This is a genomic window from Klebsiella scottii (assembly GCF_036561945.1).
Classification (GTDB): Bacteria; Pseudomonadota; Gammaproteobacteria; order Enterobacterales; family Enterobacteriaceae; genus Klebsiella; species Klebsiella scottii.
In genome coordinates this window covers 2,338,835-2,356,327 of record NZ_JARXNI010000020.1, presented here as the reverse complement: position 1 = coordinate 2,356,327, position 17,493 = coordinate 2,338,835, and the positions used below count along the sequence as shown (strand labels likewise).

Here is a 17,493-nt window from a genome sequence, read left to right as displayed (position 1 = left end):
TTGGTCACTTATTTGTCGTTTTATTGGCATTCGTTTTGCTATGTTTAAATGGATTTTTAATTAAATATACATTTAAGGTGAGCATGAACGCCAACACGATCCGCCAGCAGTTCCAGCAGGGCCAACTCGATGCCTGCTCTATTGCCGCACTGTTTGCCGAGGGCCAGCTCTCACCGCTCGATTTCACCGACGCATGCCTGGCGGCGGCGGAGAAATCGAGCGGCATTTTCATAACTCTGACTCCCGAGCGCGCTCGTAAAGAGGCGGCGGCGTCGGCGCGGCGCTGGCAGCAAGGGGCGCCGTTGAGCGCGCTGGACGGTATCCCCGTCGCCTGGAAGGATCTGTTTGATATTGCGGGCACACGCACGACGGCAGGGTCGGCAACCCGCCGGAACGCCCCGGCGGCCGTTTGCGACGCCGCGCTGGTGGCGCGTCTGACCCAGGCGGGGATGGTCACGATGGGTAAAACCAACCTGAGCGAATTTGCTTTCTCCGGACTGGGCATTAACCCGACGTTCGGCACCCCGGCCCTGCTGGCGGCTGACGGTGAAGAACAGGTCCCGGGCGGTTCTTCCAGCGGCGCGGCCAGAGCGGTAGCGCTGGGGCTGGCCTGCATTGCGATGGGGACGGATACCGCGGGTTCGGTACGGATCCCGGCGGCGTTCAACGGCGTGATGGGATATCGCTCCAGCCGTCAGCGCTATGACGCGAGCGGGGTGTTCCCTCTCGCCGATTCGCTGGACACGCTCGGCCCGCTGTGCCGTAGCGTTCGCGATGCCCGCGCGCTGGATGCGATTCTCTGCGGCGTGGAAGAGGAGACGTACCCGGCTCCGGCGCTGGTTGTTGATTCTCAACTTATGGACGCCGCTGATGCTGCGGTCCGGGAACAGGGCTATCGCCTGCTTTCGTCCCTGGCTGCCGCAGGTATCGCCGTGGAGTACCGGCGGCTAAACGCCTTCCATGATGCGCTCGCCTGGATTGCGGCGCACGGCTGGCCGGGGGCCGTTGAGGCTTTCCAGCTACATGCTGCGCTGCTGTCATCGCCTGCGGCGGAAAATATCGATCCGTTTATTCGTCGCCGCCTGATGGCTTCCGGGCGCATTGACCCGGCGGTGCTAACCACGTTTTTGCGCCAGCGGCCGCTGTGGCAGCAGGCGCTGGCCGATGAGCTCAATGGTGCGGTGCTGGTGACGCCGACGGTGGCGCATACCGCGCCGCGCCTGGCGCCGCTGGTTGCGGATGCGGAGGCTTTCGCCGTGGTCAATAGCGCGACGCTGCGTTTGACCATGCCCGGCAGTTTGCTGGATATGCCCGGCGTCGCGTTGCCGAGCGGGGTGACGGCTAACGGGCTGTTCACCAGTCTGCTCTTCTCACTACCGACCGGCGAGGATCGCCGTCTCTTGATGGCCGCCAGTGCGGTATCCGACCTTCTTGCGCAGCGGCATGCCGCCTGCGCTGACCCGTTGTATCTCAACTCTTAAGGAAATGAAATATGGCCAAAGACATCCTTTGCGCGTTTGGTGTAGACGTTGATGCCGTTGCCGGCTGGCTGGGTTCGTACGGCGGGGAAGATTCGCCGGATGATATCTCGCGCGGTCTGTTCGCCGGCGAGGTGGGGGCGCCGCGGTTGCTGAAAATGTTCGCGGAACAGAACCTGCGCACCACCTGGTTTATCCCGGGCCACTCGATTGAGACCTTCCCGGAGCAGATGAAAGCGGTTGTTGATGCCGGGCATGAGGTCGGGATCCATGGCTATAGCCATGAAAACCCGATTGCGATGACCCCGGCTCAGGAGGAAGCGGTACTGGATCGCAGTATCGAACTGGTGACGAAGTTAGCGGGTAAACGCCCCACCGGCTATGTGGCCCCCTGGTGGGAGTTCAGCAACGTGACCAACGAGCTGCTGTTGAAAAAAGGGATTAAATACGACCACAGCCTGATGCACAACGACTTCCATCCCTACTACGTGCGGGTTGGCGACAGCTGGACCAAAATCGACTACAGCCAGCATCCGGACGCCTGGATGAAGCCGCTGCAGCGTGGTGAAGAGACTGATTTGGTGGAAATTCCCGCTAACTGGTACCTCGACGATCTGCCGCCGATGATGTTTATCAAAAAATCCCCCAACAGCCACGGCTTCGTCAATCCGCGCCATCTGGAGGAGATGTGGCGCGATCAGTTCGATTGGGTCTATCGCGAAAATGATTACGCCGTCTTCACCATGACCATCCACCCTGATGTTTCCGGCCGTCCCCAGGTGCTGCTGATGCTCGAGCGCCTGATTCAGTACATCCGCAGCCACGAAGGGGTGCGTTTTGTCACCTTTGATGAGATTGCGGACGATTTCAAGGCGCGCGAACCGCGCTCGGCATAATGTCATTTAACCCCGACCGAGGGATTACGCTATGAGCATTTTTAAGAAAACCTCCGTAAACGGCTGGCAGCCGCAGCAGTTGACTATCAAGGATGTGAAATTCGCCACCTGGATTGCATTTTTTGCCTGGGTTTTTGCTGTATACGATTTCATTTTGTTTGGTACTTTGCTGCCGGAAATAGGCGTGCATTTTGGCTGGGACGAGGTTGAGCAGGCGGAAATCGCCACCTGGGTCGCGGTTGGCGGGGCGGTAATCGCGCTGGCGATTGGCCCGCTGGTGGACCGCCTGGGTCGGCGGATGGGAATTGTTATTACCGTCGGCGGCGCCGCGCTTTGCTCATTACTGACCGCCGTAGGCGGCTCCTGGGGGAAAGGCGCGCTCACGGCGATTCGCTCAGTCGCCGGGTTGGGGTATGCCGAGCAAACGGTGAATGCGACATATTTATCCGAGCTATATACCGCCATTGACGACCCGAAGCTCAATAAGCGCAAAGGCTTTGTCTATAGCCTGGTGCAAGGGGGATGGCCGGTGGGTGCCCTGGTGGCTTCGGCGCTGACCGCTATTCTGATGCCGATTATCGGCTGGCAAGGCAGCTTTATTTTCGCCGCCTTACCTTCACTGATTATCGCGGTGTTGGCGTTAAAGCTGAAAGAGACGCCGCAGTTTCAGGTGCAGAAAAAGATCCAGCAGCTGCGCGAGCAAGGCAATGTTGCCGATGCGCGCCAGGTGGCGGCGGATTATCAGGTTTCCTGGGAAGAGCATCACCGCGGCGGCATCGCCGCAGCCTTTCGCGGTCCCTCGCTGCGCGCCACGCTGGTGCTGGGTGCGGCGGTGCTGATTAACTGGTTCGCCATTCAGATTTTTAGCGTGCTGGGCACCACGGTCATTACCAAAACTCACGATGTCTCCTTTAATAACTCGCTGCTGATCTTGATTCTGTCGAATCTGGTGGGCTATTGCGGCTACCTGGCCCACGGCTGGCTTGGCGACCGGATTGGCCGGCGTAACACCATCGCGGTCGGCTGGATGCTGGGGGGGATCGCTTTTGCCGGCATGCTGTTCTGCCCGGACAACTTTGCCACGATCGTCGCGTTGTACAGCATTGGATTATTTTTCCTGATCGGTCCCTATGCCGCGGCGCTGTTTTTCATTAGCGAAAGCTTCCCTACCGCGATCCGCGCTACGGCGGGCGCACTAATCGGCGCGATGGGGCCGGTCGGGGCGATTATCGCCAGCGTCGGTACTACCGCCGTGCTGAGCCACGGCGGCAACTGGCAGGATGCGGCGCTGTGGTTCGGGGCGGTTCCGTGCTTCATCTCCGGCATCGTGATGTGGTTTGCGCGTGCCGATATGCAGAGCGCGGCAGCAGTCAAAAATGCGGTTAACACTGAGCCTCAAATTTAAGGAGCGATTATGCACATGACGATTTCCAGCCAACCTGTCGCCGCCATCAGCGGCGCAGCGAGCGGTATTGGGCTGGCGTTAGCGACGCTGTACGCCCGGCGCGGCGTTCGCGTGATTGCGGGCTACTACCCTGACGATCCGCATGACCCTGCCGCCGCCGCGGCTCAGGTCGAGGCCGCCGGAGGGGAGGCGCTCTGGCTGCCGCTGGACGTGGCCGACACCGCGTCGGTGGATGCGTTTATCTCCCAGGGGGTGAACCATTTTGGCCGTCTTGATTATGTTATTGCCAATGCCGGGATCTTACGCTGTTCGCCGATTGAAGAGATGAGCGACGAGCGGTGGAACGCCATGCTTAATGTTGATTTGACGGGCGTGATGCGTTGTTTTCGCGCCGCGGCCCGACATCTGGGGGACGGCGCTAGCCTGGTGGCTATTTCGTCGATTGCTGGTGGCGTCTACGGCTGGCAGGAGCATGCGCACTATGCGGCGGCGAAGGCTGCCGTGCCTGGGATCTGCCGTTCGTTAGCGGTTGAGCTGGCTCCGCGAGGGGTCCGCTGCAATGCGGTTATTCCCGGCTTGATTGAAACGCCGCAGTCGCTGGATAAACAGAACTCTCTTGGGCCCGAGGGGCTGGCGAAAGCCGCGAAATCTATCCCATTGCAGCGGGTGGGGCGTCCGGAGGATATTGCCCGGGTGGTGGCCTTTCTGACCAGCGCAGAGAGCAGTTATCTGACCGGACAAAGCCTCATTGTTGATGGCGGTCTGACCGTTCGTTGGCCTGATTAAGGAGTCAGTATGCTACTGCAAAACAGACGTTGCGTTATCACCGGGGCGGCCAGCGGAATAGGCGAGGCAATCGCCGTGCTGTTTGCCTGCGAAGGAGCGCGGCTGGTGTTGACCGACCGCGATAGCGATAGATTGTCCGCCGTGGTTGAACGCTGCCGACAGTCAGGGGCGGTATGCCAGGGCATCGTCGCCGATGTCGGCGAGGTCGCCGGGGCGACCGCCGGGGTTGATGCCTGTCTTGAATACTATGAAGGCATTGATGTGCTGGTCAACAACGCGGGTATGCTGACCCAGGCGCGCTGTAGCGACATCACGCTGGAGATGTGGGAAACGATGATGGCGGTGGATCTGCGCAGCGTGTTTCTGGCGAGCCAGCGTGCGCTACCGGCGATGCTGGCACAGCGATGGGGGCGCATTATTAATATTGCCTCCCAGCTGGGCATTAAGGGTGGGGCTGAGCTGTGTCACTATGCGGCGGCGAAGGCGGGGGTGATAGGCCTGACAAAATCACTGGCGCTGGAAGTCTCTTCCGGCAACGTGCTGGTGAACGCTATCGCGCCTGGGCCGATTGATACACCGCTCATCGACGGGATTAACCAGGCCTGGAAGGCGGCGAAAGCGGCAGAGCTGCCGTTGGGCCGCTTTGGACGAGCGGAAGAGGTGGCGCCGGTGGCGTTGCTGCTGGCCAGCGAACCCGGCGGCAACCTGTTTGCCGGCCAGACGCTGGGCCCTAATTCTGGCGATGTGATGCCCTAAGGAGCCCAAAATGTGTGGTGTTTGCGGTCTGCTTGACAACGGGCCGCAGTGGAGCGATCCGCTGCGGCAGGATATTCCCCGGCGCCAGCTGCGTTTGCAGCAGCTGGCGCTGCTCAACCGGACTCTGAAGCCCTGGCGCCTCACGCTGACGGAGTTTCACGGCAGCTGGCTGCTGGCCAGCCCAACGGGGCAGCAGGTGCTGGTGCACTCGCTTGACGTATTGTGGAAAGAGGCCGAAAAAATGCTCCACCGCGCGGTCGACCCGCTGGATGAGGGCTGGCTGGCCGCGCTGGACGCGACGGGGAGGGATGATGTCTTACGATGAAAAATTACCCCTACATGTATTGAGCGGGTTCCTTGGCAGCGGCAAAACGACGCTGCTTAAAGGCTGGCTGGCTCAGCAGAATCTCAACGATGTCGCCTTGCTGGTCAACGAGTTTGGCGAGGTCGGTATCGACCATCATCTGCTGAATGAAGTTGCGCCGGATACGGTGCTGCTGCCGAGCGGCTGCGTATGCTGCCAGATTCGCGGCGAGCTAAAGGCTGCCCTGTTGGATCTCTATGAACGCCGGACCCGCGGCCTTATCCCGGCATTTCATCATGTGGTGCTTGAGACCACCGGGCTGGCCGATCCGGCCCCCATTCTTTCCACGCTGCTGCACGATCGGCAGCTGCAGAACCATTTTGTGCAGGGAACGCTGGTTACGCTCGTTGATGCGGAACATGCTCGTCATCAGGCGGATAGCCAGCCCGAGTGGCTGGCGCAGGTTAGCGCGGCGGATAAATTGCTGGTGAGCAAAAGCGATCGCGTCCCGACGGAAGAGGCGGCCGCCCTGCGGCAGTGGCTGCGGCAGCTGAATCCGCTGGCGGAGTTGGGGGATACCCGGCAGGCGCTGGATGCGCCAGCGTGGTTATTCCGCAGCGAAGTCGTTCGCGGCTCCCCCGAGCAGCGCGTTCGCTGGCTGGGCGCTTGCGCGGAGAAGACATTTACGCTGATGCCAACCCCCTACAGCGAGGCGCATCCGGCGACGCAGACCTGCGTAATTTCGCTTGAACGGTCGTTAAACTGGCCGGCATTTGCTATCTGGCTATCAATGCTATTACATTGCCATGGGAGCGCAGTCCTGCGGGTGAAGGGGATTTTGCGCGTCAGTGACAGCGACTCGCCAGTGGTGATCCACGGTGTGCAGCATACGCTGCATCCGCCGGTGCATTTACGTGACTGGCCGGGAGCGCTGGAAAGTTCAACGCTGGTCTTTATTTTGCGGGGGCTTGAGGCCAGCTGTTTACAACAGGCCTTCAGCCGCTATATGCATGTATTACAGGAGTCCTGAAGGGATGAATTCAGCCGCGATAATGCGCCCCCCGCTGACGCTTCGGGTGCTTGGTACATCGGTGACGTTGCTGGAGATGCTGCGCATACGCGCGGAGCAAGAGCTGGGGATTAACATCGAATACCTGCTGCACAGCGTTGAGGACGCGCAGCGTATCGCAGTCATGCAGCCGGAAAGTTACGATCTGTACGATCAGTGGTTTCATAATATCGATTTTGTCTGGCCAGCCCGCGCTATTCAACCTCTTGAAATTAAACGGTTGAAATACTGGGATGAGGTCAACGAGCTGGCTAAATTGGGCACCTTAACCGGTGAGCTTGCCGACGGCAGCGTCCCGTCCCAGCGCTTGTACGTCCAGCGCGATCTCCATTTGAGCAGCCAACCGAGCGATCGCATTAGCATGCTGCCGCTGACGCATAACGCCGATAGCTTTGCCTATCATGTCGACCGTCTTCCTGATGCGCTGCGCGGCGAGGAGGAGAGTTGGGGGTGGCTGCTGCATCCTGCGCTCACCGGGGCGGTTGCGCTGCAGGAGGATGCGGCAATGGGGGGCATTGATGCGGCCCTGGCTATGCAGGGGGCCGGGATGGCGCGGTTTTCGGATATCGGCAATCTGTCGCTGGAAGAGATCGATGTTCTGACGGAGGAGCTGACACAGCTCAATCGCCAGGGGCACTTTGCGGCGTTCTGGTCGACTCAGGAGCAGGCTTGCGACTTAATCGATAACCGGCACGTGGAGGTCCAGAGCCTGTGGGCTCCTATCTATTTCCGTCGCCACTTTCACCAGCGGGGCTATAAAATGGCGCACCCGAGAGAAGGGTATCGCGCATGGTACGGCGGGATGTCGTTATCACGCTGCGTGACCGGGAGCATAAAAGATGCGGCATACGAATACCTCAACTGGTGGCAGTCCGGCTGGCCCGGCGCGGTGATGGCCCGGCAGGGATATTACATCTCCAATCCACAGCGAAGTCGCGCTCATCTCTCACTGGCTGAATGGGATTTTTGGTATGGGGGAAAACCTGCCGCTGAGCTGCTATTTGATGCGCATGGCGCGCCGCTGATCCCTGTGGGCGAGATCCGTGACGGCGGAAGTTACGCGCAACGTATGGGACATATTGCGGTGTGGAATTCGGTTATGGATGAACATAATTATCTGACGAGACGCTGGCAGGAGGCCATGTTAAAGAACTAACCCTATTCTAAGGGAGTAGATTCTCATCAATCCTTTTCTTTAATTGGTTCACTGCGTACTACGGTGGAAACCGTTAAACAACGATCTCATCATTCAGGGGGAGAGCCGGAAGGGAAAACGTTACCCTGAGGCAGGCCGAAGCATTGTGACACCGGCCATGCGCCGTGGGGCTTTCCTGACGCGCTGAGTGAGTGTTAAAGATGGCTTTTGGGGGAAAATCTTCGACGTAGAATTCATCTGTTGCTTTGTTGTGAGATAGCTCAAAAATCCATAACGAAACCGGCCTGAATTTCCGCATACCGTGTCACGATAGATATTCATACGCTTGATGAATATTGATTGTGTAGGGAGCGGCATATGAATTCACTCGCGCAGCGAACGCAGGTCATCGAAAACTGGTATCGGGAATCCGATGATTTTTCGACGCTGGTTAACTATCGGGTTCTCAGGGCGGGGCATATCCGGACTAACGCCAATTTTCATATTCAGCGCCAGTCCGTTGTCGGGCATGAGCTTATATATTGTCTCAAAGGGCGAGGCGTTGTTCGCCTGGAAAATAATCTTCATCATGTGCAGGAGGGGAATCTCGCCTGGCTGCCGGTAAGATGGCCGCATGAACACTATCCGGATAGCGCCGAGCCTTGGGAAATATTATGGCTGAGAATAGATAGTTCAAAATTAAATAGCATCATGCATATTCTCAATGTTCTCCAGGCGCCCGTTTTTACCTTTCAACAGCCGGAGAAGGTAACAGAAATTTATTATCAACTCTTCGGCTTAATGAAAAGCCATACGCTGGTTTCGGACGCGCACTGTGATGCGCTGTGCGCCAAACTTATTTTTACTTTGCTGGAAAACCGCAGTCAGGAAACGGAGAAATCTCCGGTGATTACCCATCGGGGACTGGGGCATCTTATTTATCAGATCCACAGCCACTATAATGACGAGTGGGATATTGGCAAATTTATGCAGTATTGCCAGGTCAGCAAGTCGCAGTTATTTCGCCTGTTTCAGGAAACCTTCAATCAGAGCCCGTTAAAATGGCTAAAAAACTATCGCCTGTCCCAGGCCCGGCGCTTACTGGTGGAAACGGATGACACCATTGGCAAAATTGCCGGGCAGGTGGGCTATAACGATCCGCTGCATTTTTCGCGTGATTTTCATCGTGCGGTTGGGGTTTCGCCCAGCGAGTTTCGCCGCCAGGAGAGACAGCTGTCGGACGGATCGGCAGAATAAACCAGCAGGTGTTCGGCTTTGCCTGAAAGCCGAACACCTTCGATCAGAAGAAGGTTTCCATCTGAATACCAAACGACCACTCTCCACCGGAGTTAAAGCCTTTCTGGCCCAGCGTATCGTTCGGACTGTAGTTATCCAGCGCCTTATCCCAGTTCATCCAGGTGGCAAAAACGCGCAGCTCCGGGCGGGTGAAGAACGGCGAAATATCATCCGGGCGGAAGGTTGGGGCAAAGGTGAGTTTATAGAAGTTGCCGTGTACCTTCTGGTACTGCTGATAGCCGTTGGGGTCGAGATCCATATACTGCCACGTGGCCTCATAGCCTAAAGCGAAGTTTTGCGTAATGTTCTGCATCAGGCGGCCGTTGAGGGTTATCCAGCGGTAGTCGTCGCCCTTGACGTAGCGATCGCGGCTAGATTGCGCAAGGACCGAGGGGGCAAAATCCCAGTCGGGGGCCAGATTGACCATCCCATAGCTAGCAAAACGCAGGGTGCTGGCATCGGAGAGTAGCGCCGGGTCGGTGCCGATATTTTTCACCTCCGCGCCCAGACCTTGTCCCCATGACAGCACGCTGCGCGTTTCCCCCTGCGTCAGCCCATAGAAGCTATCGCCCTGATAGCCGAGCAGGACGGTGTAGCCTTTATTGGCGGCGTTAAAGACTTTATAGCCGCTAAGCGTTTCCCGTTGCTCATTGTCCTTTGCCTGCATGCCGCTGACAAACAGCTGTACCGGGCCAAAATAGTTGTTGGCGGTAAGGATATAGTTCTGCACATCATTATTAACTACGTCGACATCGCCGAAGCTGCGCCCGATAAAAGAGAAGTTGCTGCGCGTATTCTCCGACCAGCGAACGTCATAAATGCCGCCTCCGGTACCGTTGAGCGCCACGAATTTGGAGTCGAGCCACGGAATTTCAAAGTTATCGCGATCGACGCGCTTGCCGGCCCACAGCGTGGTGTCCTTAAGCGGCCCGCTAAAGCTGGGCAGAGAGGCGATTTCGGCAAACGCCTGACTGACGTTTAAGGTGCTGGAATCAGCGGTCCAGTCGTTATAGCTTTTTTGCTGGTCGGCGATCATGGTCATAAAGCGGGTGGTCGCGCCATTATCCAGGCGCTGTTTTTTCTCCAGATAGACTTCGACATAGGTGTCCGGCTCGTTCCCCAAACGGCCAATTGCGCCGCCAGTTTGCCCGGCCGGGGTCATAAACGGTCCTCCCTGTGAATGGCGGGCGTTGTGGTTGGTCATCATCCCGGAGCGCGCATAGCCGTGGAGTTCAAAATAGCCATTATCATCAGGAGTGATTTTTTCAATTTTTTGCGTACGGGTTTCAAGATCTTCGACCTTTTGTTGTGCCTGGTGCGAACCCGCTTCCGTTTGTTTTAGCTGGGTTGCTAATTGTGCATTTTTTTGCTCTGCCACCGCGGTGCGATTTTCCGCCTGCTGAAGCCGTAATTCCAGCTGATTCAGGCGTTGTTCGATACTGACATTCTGTGCGGAAAATGCGTAAGGGATGGTCATGATATTTATCAGGCAGAAACCTGGTAGGGTCATAGAGGTTATTTTCATCTTATTCTCATTAGGTCACTATCATAAATAAAAGTGCAGGGAACCCTGCGCCAGTAAAATAACGCAGAGTGGGGTATTTATTTTTTCTATTAATCGAGGTGGTAAACTTCTTCCATTTCAGCCCACAACGAGCCTTCCGGTTCGCCGTCGAGAGGCATCTGGCATGGCCCGGTCTCCTGCCACCATGCCTGGGTTTTTAAATGCGCGGCCATTTTCTTTTGGTCAGCTTCGTAATCGTCACCGTCATACTCCAGATAGCTGAACAATAATCCATTTTTATAGTAAATAGAGAAGTTGCGTAAATGGCACTCTTTAATCATGGCATTGACTTCCGGCCAAGGGTTAGCGTGAAGCTCTTTATAATAATCGAGCTTTTCTGGACGGACTTTAACCACACAACCAAAGCGGCGAACTTTACTCATCGTTGTCATCCTTATTAATAACGTGGGCACGGTGCAGAATCTGTTTAATTTCTTCTTGCATTTCGTTTGTTAATGGCGACGCGGGAGGTAGCGCATAGACAGGAATATCCACGCCGGTCAGCCGGAGGGCATATTTCACGGCATTATAAAATGGCACATCGATAGCGTAGAGCGGCGGGATCCACGAAAGAGACTGCTGCAGGGCCACCGCTTCGCTAAGATCGTGACGATGCCAGGCGCGAAGTATTCCGCAGGCGAGCTGCGGCGCAAAGTTGGCGCTGGCTGGAATAGCGCCGTCACCTCCCAGAATCAAGGTCCCCAGTAGATATTCGTCATAGCCGGCAAACACCGCGAAATCCGGGCGTAGGGGCTTGACCGCGTGCAGGGTTTCTCTGATATGCGAGAGCGTATCGACGGTATCTTTCAGGCCCACGATATTCGGGCAGCTCAGCGCCAGGTCTTTGATAACCGACGGCGGGATCGACTGACCGGTAAGCGCCGGGAAGTTATAGAGAATGATGGGGAGCGGCAGGGCGTTAGCAATCGTTATGAAATGGCGCACCAGATTGCTTTCACTCAGAGGACTGTACCAGGGGTTAACCACCACCACGCCGTCTGCGCCAGCCTGTCGCGCATGCAGTCCGACCTCGATTGTCTGCTGAGTGCCGCAGCAGGCGATGCCGATCAAAACGGGTTTTCTCCCACCCACCTGGGTGAGACAGAATTCTGCTACATGACGCCGCTGGGCATCGGACATATGGGCAAATTCCCCCGCGCTGCCGAGGAAAAAAAGGCCATCTACCGGCGATGCCAGCAGGTGTTCAATTAATATTGCCTGGGCGGATTCATCAAATTCTCCCTGCGCATTAAATAGCGTAGGTACCGGGGGAATGACCCCGTGGAAAAGAGGCTGAGCCATTGTATTCTCCTGTGAAAATTACCGGGAATCCCGGTATCAGGCGCAGGCGAGGGCCTTCACACTCATTGCTGAGCGCGCTCTCGCCTGCATATAACGCGTTATTTATTTAACGGATTTAATCGGTAATACAAAAAACGATGAAGCAAAGACGAAAACAATAGCGGCAATAAATAGCGATGAATAATCATTATTAAACGTTGCCAGTAGCCATGCGGATAATATTGGGCTGAAAGATTGTGGTAATACGGTAGCAATTGTCAGGATCCCCATATCTTTACCGGCCTGTTTACCGCCGCCCGGCAGCACCTGAGTCATCAGCGCCATATCGATGGAGGTATAAGCGCCATAGCCCAGCCCCATAATGGCGGCATAGATATACATTCCGGTCAGCGTCGGCATAAACAGAGGAACGCATAAACCAGCGGCCATCAGCAGAGTTGAGAGGAACACAAAGATTTTTCGCCGTTGCAGTTTGTCGGAGATGATGCCGGAAACCAGACCGGAGAAAAGCAGCGTCACCAAAGTGATGACCGAGATGGTGCCGATAGCATAGTTAGAATCTTCGACGCTTAAGCCAATGAAATCTTGCAGAATATACAGCTGGTAAGTGACCACGCCCTGGTAGCCCAGATACATGGCGAAGCGGCCAAAGAATGCCCAGCCAAAATCAGGGTATTCGCGTGGGCTGACCCAGAAGTTTTTGAAGAACGACCCCCAGCGGAAGGGTTCAACCTCCATGGCTCGGGTCGAAGGTTCGCGGTTGATCAGCACAAAGGCCACGCAGCAGGCGGCGATAGCCAGTGCGAAAACCAGGTACCCCAGCTGCAGGTTCCAGGCCAGATAGCCGGCAAGAATAATCCCCACCGTGCCGCCGGCGGTGGAACCCGCGCCGACGAAGCCGGAAGCGATACCGCGGTTCTCCGGTAAGAATCGGTCAGCGACCACCGTAGCCAGCGGGCCGTTCATGCAGTTCAGCGAGACGGCAGCCATTAACCAGAACACCGCAATGCCGGCGATAGTGGTTGTCATGGAGATGCCGAAGATAGCCAGCCCGCCGATTAATGCACCGCCAACGATAAACGGCGAACGGCGTCCCCATGTCGAACGGCAGCGGTCGGATACGGCTCCGGCAATCGGCTGAGCGAAAATCGTAAACAGCAGCGCCGAAGTCATGACGATAGCCAGGTTGTTAGCTTTATTTTCCGGGTCGATTTGCGCCACGTGATTGGGGAGAAGAACTGAGATAACCCCGCAGTAGAGCGCCAGCAGAACAAAGAAATTAGTAAACAGCGAGGCCAGCAGAATATTTTTCTTACGCCCCGTCACCATAATGTTATTTGCTGGCGACGTGGTTTGCGACCGATCGTCAACCTTGCCGCCGGGTAATGAATTGATATTATCGGACATGCTTATTTCCTCATTATTATTCAGTAGGGTGAATTGAAATAAACGTCATCTGACTCAGTTTTTATTTATTTTCCCCTCCTGATTGCATCAGGTAAATACGGCGCGCGTTTTCGCCCATTACCGCGTTAATGTCCTCGGGAGATAAGTGGGCAATGGCCTCGGTCACGCAGGTTTGCCAGCGCGCGTAGCCACCCGCCAGTTCGACTACCGGCCAGTCGCCGCCGAATAAACAGCGCCGTGGGCCAAATACCGCTATTGCCTGTTGGATCCAGGGCCGCAGCTGCTCCGGCCGCCAGCTTTGCCAGTCCGCTTCTGTCGGCAAGCCAGAGATTTTGCATGCCAGATGAGGAAAGGCGGCGAGAGCGGTAAATGCGTCCAGCCAGGTCTGCCATTGGGCGTCAGCGATAGCCGGTTTTCCCATATGATCCAGCACGACCAGGGCTTCAGGCGCGCGTTGATACAGCCACGTCAATAAATCGTGAAGCGCGGTCAGTTGAGATGCCCTGACGCACATATCCAGCACAAAGCCTTCGCGGGCCGCCGCCAGTAAACCCTCGCGATAACCGGCGTGATAAAACAGATCCAGCGGCTCATTGTGCAGGGAGCGCCGGATGCCCACCACGCGCGGCAATTCACGTAAATGGCGCAGATAAGGCGCCACGGCGTTGCCCGTTTCCAGCGGCGCCCAGGCGACAATTCCGGCAAGTTTAATCGCGCTGGTTTCAGCCAGCTGGTTTATCCACGCCACCTCCTGGAGCGCCTGCTGCTCGGCGCAGTCGGCCTGAACTACGATGGCCGCTTCCGGGGACTTCGCCACTTCCGCCAGCTGAGCGGGCAAAAAGGGCCGGTTAAGCGCCGGGAGTTCCTGCAGCCAGTCGTAGCGCAGCACGCGCGGATCCCAGAGATGCAGATGGCTGTCGAAGGTGCTCATTTTTGCGCTTTCCCTCCGTTGCCCGGCAGCAGATCCCAGCCAATATTGAGTACGGGAGCCATCAGCTCATTGATTTGAGCGAGCAGTTCCGGGTCAAGCGGCTGCGTGCACCAGCGGATATTATCCAGCATATTGTCGGCGCTGGCGGTGCCGATTACCGTGGAGGCAATGCCGTTATCCGCTGCGGTGGTGAGCGCAAACTGGAGAGCAATCTGGGCAATATTCACGCCGTGGCTATCGCACAGGGTGGACACCTGGCGGCAGATAGCCTGCACATCCTGATGCGCCGGGTGCCAGTCCGGCGCGCCGCTGCGGGTCAGCAGCCCCATCGCCAGAGGCGAAGCGTTGAGTACGCCAATCCCTGCCTGATTCAGCCGCTGCGCTACCGAGCCCAGCCGTCGGTCCTGTAAGCTCCAGGTACAGTAGGCCATCACGGTATCCACTTTTTGCTCACAGGCGACGCGCTCCAGCAGGGCAAGATTGTAGCCGGTGATACCGACGTGGCGTACGACGCCGCTATCGCGTAGCTCCCGCAGCGTCGGCAGCGCTTCATCCAGCAGTTGCCCCATATCACCGTATTCAATGTCATGGCACTGAATCACATCGATATAGTCGCTGCCCAGACGGGTAAGACTTTCATCGATGCTGCGCAGGGTGGCCTCGCGGGAGAAATCCCACTGGCTGTCGCCGTAGCGCCCGACTTTCGTCGCCAGGGTATAGCTGCCGCGGGGTACGCCTTTTAGCGCGACGCCCAGGGCGGTTTCCGCTTTGGTCAGCCCGTAATAGGGGGCAACGTCGAAATAGTTCACGCCGTGGGCAAGGGCCGTCGCCACGGTTTCGTTAGCCTGCTGTTGCGATACCGGGTGATAAATGCTGCCCAGAGAGGCCGCGCCCATCGCCAGCACCGGTACCTGAATTCCCGTGCGTCCAAAAGGTACTGTTTTCATTATTCGCTCCATTATGATTAATCGTCGACGGGCGTCCGCAGGCTCAGGCGCAGCCCCGCGCGTTCGGGCCTGACGTGCGGGCCCTGAGCTATCGTCCAGTTGCCGTCGTTTTGCTGTTGCTGTAATGCGTTTTCATCAATGGCGATCCCGAGCCCCGGTTCGTTGCCCAGTACGATGCCGCCGTTTTCGATGCGCTGATCCACGCGTAATCCGTTCGGGAAGGTGAGATCCTGTATCTCGCAGCTGAGATGGTTGCTGACCGCCGCCGCCGCGTGGGCCACCGGATTGGCGTTGTAGCCGACCGGGCTGACCGGCAGGCTAAACGCCTGCGCCAGGTTGGCGACGCGCAAAAAGTGGGTGATGCCCCAGCACATGCCTGCCTGAAGGACATCCACTGCATTCTCTTTCAGCAGCGGCAGAAATTGTTCCAGGCCGGTGAGGTTCTCCCCGGTAGCCACCGCGCAGCGCACCTGCTGGCGAATGGCGGCGTGTCCGGCGGCGTCCCAGCGGCGCACGGGTTCTTCAATCCAGCTCAGATCCAGCGCTTCCTGCAAACGACTGACGTAGCGCACTGCCTGTTTCGCGCTCATCGATTCGTTAACATCAATCATCATCACCGGCGAAGGGCTGTTAGCGAGATACACTTCGCGCACCGCCAGCAGGCGCTGTAAATCCTGTTCAACGTCGAGGCCGCCCTTGAGCTTAAAGGCGCTGAATCCACGCTCGGCGAAACGCTGATGGAGCGCGGTTAACGCCTCCAGCGACAGCGGGAAATCCAGCCCCGAAGCATATCCGGGGACGAACGGGCTTCTCGCGCCGAGCAGACGCCAGAGCGGCTCCCCGGCGCATTTGGCCTTCAAATCCCACAGCGCCATATCGACGACACCGATCGCCCCAAAAACGCTGCCCGTATGGCCGCTTTTAAAGACCCAGGCCTGCATTCGGTCGTAGAGCGCCGTCACCGCACGCGGATCTTCGCCTTCGATGGCGGGGAAAATGCGCGCAATATCCGCATGTCCGCCGACGCCGATACCGCTAATGCCCTCATCGGTTTCGAGGATCAACACCGGGACTTCAGTGACGCCTGAGGTGAGGGTGCCGTTGACATCGCCAATCGGCCGCCCCCAGCGGTGCCAGGTTTTCAGCGTGCGCCAGCCGGTAATCTTCATGCGCCTGACTCCTCTGTTTGCCGCGACGTGCGTAAATCAATCACCATGCGTCCCTGGATGGTGCCGTTGTCCATCTCGTTAAAAATGGCATTGATCTCTTCCAGCCTGCGGGTCTGTACCACCGGGCGAACGCGTCCGGCCAGCGCGTGCTGAAAAGCCTCCGCCAGATCCTGGCGGGTGCCCACCAGGCTGCCGACTATCTGGATACCATCGAGTACGGTTTTGACGATATTCAGGTCCAGATCGCCCGGCGGAACGGCGACGCAAACCACTTTGCCCGCGGCGCGGACGCTATTGACGGCCTGGTGAAAGGCGGCGCGCGCCACGGCAACCACCACGGCGCAATGGGCGCCGCCATCGGTGATCTGCTGGATGCGTGCGGGAACGTCGTCCCGGCTGGGGTTGAGGGTAATTTCCGCACCGCACTCGCGGGCGAGCGCCAGCTTGTCGTCCTGCAAATCGATGGCGATAACGCGGGCGTTAAAAACGTGGCGGGCAAACTGGATCGCCATATTGCCCAAACCACCGGCACCCCAGATGGCCAGCCACTGTCCGGGACGAACATCGGAGACGCGAATGGCTTTGTAGGTGGTCACGCCAGCGCAGGTAATGCTACTGGCAATCAGCGGGTCGAGGCCTTCGGGGACTTTTACCGCGTAGTCGGCTTTTACGATGCACTGCTCGGCCATCGCGCCATCGACGCTGTAACCGGCGTTTTTTACGCTGCGGCAAAAGGTTTCCCGACCGCTGACGCAGTATTCACATACTCCGCAGCCTGCATAGAACCAGGCGATACTGACCCGGTCGCCGGGCGTCAGGCTGGTCACGTCGTCGGCGACGGCGCGAACGATGCCGATCCCTTCATGGCCCGGAACCCGACCGGGAACGGGGCCAAAATCGCCCTGCACGACGTGGAGATCGGTATGGCAGACGCCGCAGCACTCCACGTCCACCAGCGCCTCGCCGGAAGCTAAAGGACGAACCGCCATCTGACGAATCTCAACCTGGCCTGGATGACGTTCACTGACTACTGCTGCTTTCATCATTG

General features: G+C 57.7%; 17 protein-coding genes. 9 read left to right on the top strand and 8 right to left on the bottom strand.

The window, feature by feature from the left end; translation table 11 throughout:
- The first annotated feature begins 83 nt into the window (after nt 1-83).
- The 9 genes from QFI97_RS18780 to QFI97_RS18740 all read left to right on the top strand — a co-directional run bounded on the left by QFI97_RS18780 (nt 84) and on the right by QFI97_RS18740 (nt 9,086).
- Entirely contained in the window at nt 84-1,481 is a 1,398-nt protein-coding gene (locus QFI97_RS18780) for an amidase family protein (RefSeq protein ID WP_095095889.1), read from the top strand.
- Nucleotides 1,482-1,492: 11 nt separating this feature from the next.
- Complete coding sequence (locus QFI97_RS18775; RefSeq protein WP_346431779.1) at nt 1,493-2,374, top strand: polysaccharide deacetylase family protein; 882 nt, start codon at nt 1,493-1,495, stop codon at nt 2,372-2,374.
- A 31-nt stretch (nt 2,375-2,405) separates the two neighbouring features.
- A complete protein-coding gene (locus QFI97_RS18770) occupies nt 2,406-3,779 on the top strand; it encodes an MFS transporter (RefSeq protein ID WP_095095892.1) in 1,374 nt (457 codons plus the stop codon).
- 9 nt (nt 3,780-3,788) lie between these two features.
- Nucleotides 3,789-4,565, top strand: a complete 777-nt coding sequence (locus QFI97_RS18765) for an SDR family NAD(P)-dependent oxidoreductase (RefSeq protein WP_095095895.1) — start codon at nt 3,789-3,791, stop codon at nt 4,563-4,565.
- 9 nt (nt 4,566-4,574) lie between these two features.
- On the top strand, nt 4,575-5,321 hold the full coding sequence (locus tag QFI97_RS18760; RefSeq protein ID WP_095095898.1) for an SDR family NAD(P)-dependent oxidoreductase: 747 nt from the start codon (nt 4,575-4,577) through the stop codon (nt 5,319-5,321).
- A 10-nt stretch (nt 5,322-5,331) separates the two neighbouring features.
- Nucleotides 5,332-5,646: a hypothetical protein gene (locus tag QFI97_RS18755; protein ID WP_095095901.1), complete on the top strand. Its 315-nt coding sequence runs from the start codon at nt 5,332-5,334 to the stop codon at nt 5,644-5,646.
- The gene (locus QFI97_RS18750) at nt 5,633-6,655 is read left to right on the top strand and encodes a CobW family GTP-binding protein (protein WP_095095904.1); all 1,023 of its coding nucleotides are present in this window, start codon (nt 5,633-5,635) and stop codon (nt 6,653-6,655) included. Before QFI97_RS18755 ends, QFI97_RS18750 begins: the two co-directional genes overlap by 14 nt.
- 4 nt (nt 6,656-6,659) lie before the next feature.
- Complete coding sequence (locus QFI97_RS18745) at nt 6,660-7,850, top strand: ABC transporter substrate-binding protein (RefSeq protein ID WP_095095907.1); 1,191 nt, start codon at nt 6,660-6,662, stop codon at nt 7,848-7,850.
- 357 nt (nt 7,851-8,207) lie between these two features.
- Nucleotides 8,208-9,086 (top strand): AraC family transcriptional regulator, encoded by an 879-nt coding sequence (locus tag QFI97_RS18740; RefSeq protein ID WP_095095910.1) that lies wholly within the window; start codon nt 8,208-8,210, stop codon nt 9,084-9,086.
- Nucleotides 9,087-9,129: 43 nt separating this feature from the next.
- On the opposite strand, the gene QFI97_RS18735 is transcribed toward QFI97_RS18740, so the two are convergent.
- The 8 genes from QFI97_RS18735 to adhP all read right to left on the bottom strand — a co-directional run bounded on the left by QFI97_RS18735 (nt 9,130) and on the right by adhP (nt 17,488).
- Nucleotides 9,130-10,650, bottom strand: a complete 1,521-nt coding sequence (locus QFI97_RS18735; protein WP_346431778.1) for a carbohydrate porin — start codon at nt 10,648-10,650, stop codon at nt 9,130-9,132.
- An 89-nt stretch (nt 10,651-10,739) separates the two neighbouring features.
- Entirely contained in the window at nt 10,740-11,072 is a 333-nt protein-coding gene (locus QFI97_RS18730; RefSeq protein WP_095095914.1) for an L-rhamnose mutarotase, read from the bottom strand.
- Nucleotides 11,065-11,991, bottom strand: coding sequence for a dihydrodipicolinate synthase family protein (locus QFI97_RS18725; RefSeq protein ID WP_095095917.1), 927 nt, complete (start codon nt 11,989-11,991; stop codon nt 11,065-11,067). Before QFI97_RS18725 ends, QFI97_RS18730 begins: the two co-directional genes overlap by 8 nt.
- A 102-nt stretch (nt 11,992-12,093) precedes the next feature.
- Nucleotides 12,094-13,398, bottom strand: a complete 1,305-nt coding sequence (locus QFI97_RS18720) for an MFS transporter (protein WP_346431777.1) — start codon at nt 13,396-13,398, stop codon at nt 12,094-12,096.
- Between the two features lie 61 nt (nt 13,399-13,459).
- Nucleotides 13,460-14,329, bottom strand: a complete 870-nt coding sequence (locus QFI97_RS18715) for an amidohydrolase family protein (RefSeq protein WP_331850516.1) — start codon at nt 14,327-14,329, stop codon at nt 13,460-13,462.
- Nucleotides 14,326-15,276, bottom strand: coding sequence for an aldo/keto reductase (locus tag QFI97_RS18710; RefSeq protein ID WP_346431776.1), 951 nt, complete (start codon nt 15,274-15,276; stop codon nt 14,326-14,328). Before QFI97_RS18710 ends, QFI97_RS18715 begins: the two co-directional genes overlap by 4 nt.
- A gap of 17 nt (nt 15,277-15,293) precedes the next feature.
- A complete protein-coding gene (locus QFI97_RS18705) occupies nt 15,294-16,445 on the bottom strand; it encodes a mandelate racemase/muconate lactonizing enzyme family protein (protein ID WP_095095923.1) in 1,152 nt (383 codons plus the stop codon).
- Nucleotides 16,442-17,488, bottom strand: a complete 1,047-nt coding sequence (gene adhP, locus QFI97_RS18700) for an alcohol dehydrogenase AdhP (RefSeq protein WP_331835613.1) — start codon at nt 17,486-17,488, stop codon at nt 16,442-16,444. Before adhP ends, QFI97_RS18705 begins: the two co-directional genes overlap by 4 nt.
- Nucleotides 17,489-17,493: the final 5 nt, after the last annotated feature.

Bases quoted from the DNA above. Each gene is read 5' to 3' on its own strand.
- QFI97_RS18780 (WP_095095889.1), top strand. From the start codon at position 84: ATGAACGCCAACACGATCCGCCAGCAGTTCCAGCAGGGCCAACTCGAT.
- QFI97_RS18775 (WP_346431779.1), top strand. From the start codon at position 1,493: ATGGCCAAAGACATCCTTTGCGCGTTTGGTGTAGACGTTGATGCCGTT.
- QFI97_RS18770 (WP_095095892.1), top strand. From the start codon at position 2,406: ATGAGCATTTTTAAGAAAACCTCCGTAAACGGCTGGCAGCCGCAGCAG.
- QFI97_RS18765 (WP_095095895.1), top strand. From the start codon at position 3,789: ATGCACATGACGATTTCCAGCCAACCTGTCGCCGCCATCAGCGGCGCA.
- QFI97_RS18760 (WP_095095898.1), top strand. From the start codon at position 4,575: ATGCTACTGCAAAACAGACGTTGCGTTATCACCGGGGCGGCCAGCGGA.
- QFI97_RS18755 (WP_095095901.1), top strand. From the start codon at position 5,332: ATGTGTGGTGTTTGCGGTCTGCTTGACAACGGGCCGCAGTGGAGCGAT.
- QFI97_RS18750 (WP_095095904.1), top strand. From the start codon at position 5,633: ATGTCTTACGATGAAAAATTACCCCTACATGTATTGAGCGGGTTCCTT.
- QFI97_RS18745 (WP_095095907.1), top strand. From the start codon at position 6,660: ATGAATTCAGCCGCGATAATGCGCCCCCCGCTGACGCTTCGGGTGCTT.
- QFI97_RS18740 (WP_095095910.1), top strand. From the start codon at position 8,208: ATGAATTCACTCGCGCAGCGAACGCAGGTCATCGAAAACTGGTATCGG.
- QFI97_RS18735 (WP_346431778.1), bottom strand. From the start codon at position 10,650: ATGAAAATAACCTCTATGACCCTACCAGGTTTCTGCCTGATAAATATC.
- QFI97_RS18730 (WP_095095914.1), bottom strand. From the start codon at position 11,072: ATGAGTAAAGTTCGCCGCTTTGGTTGTGTGGTTAAAGTCCGTCCAGAA.
- QFI97_RS18725 (WP_095095917.1), bottom strand. From the start codon at position 11,991: ATGGCTCAGCCTCTTTTCCACGGGGTCATTCCCCCGGTACCTACGCTA.
- QFI97_RS18720 (WP_346431777.1), bottom strand. From the start codon at position 13,398: ATGTCCGATAATATCAATTCATTACCCGGCGGCAAGGTTGACGATCGG.
- QFI97_RS18715 (WP_331850516.1), bottom strand. From the start codon at position 14,329: ATGAGCACCTTCGACAGCCATCTGCATCTCTGGGATCCGCGCGTGCTG.
- QFI97_RS18710 (WP_346431776.1), bottom strand. From the start codon at position 15,276: ATGAAAACAGTACCTTTTGGACGCACGGGAATTCAGGTACCGGTGCTG.
- QFI97_RS18705 (WP_095095923.1), bottom strand. From the start codon at position 16,445: ATGAAGATTACCGGCTGGCGCACGCTGAAAACCTGGCACCGCTGGGGG.
- adhP (WP_331835613.1), bottom strand. From the start codon at position 17,488: ATGAAAGCAGCAGTAGTCAGTGAACGTCATCCAGGCCAGGTTGAGATT.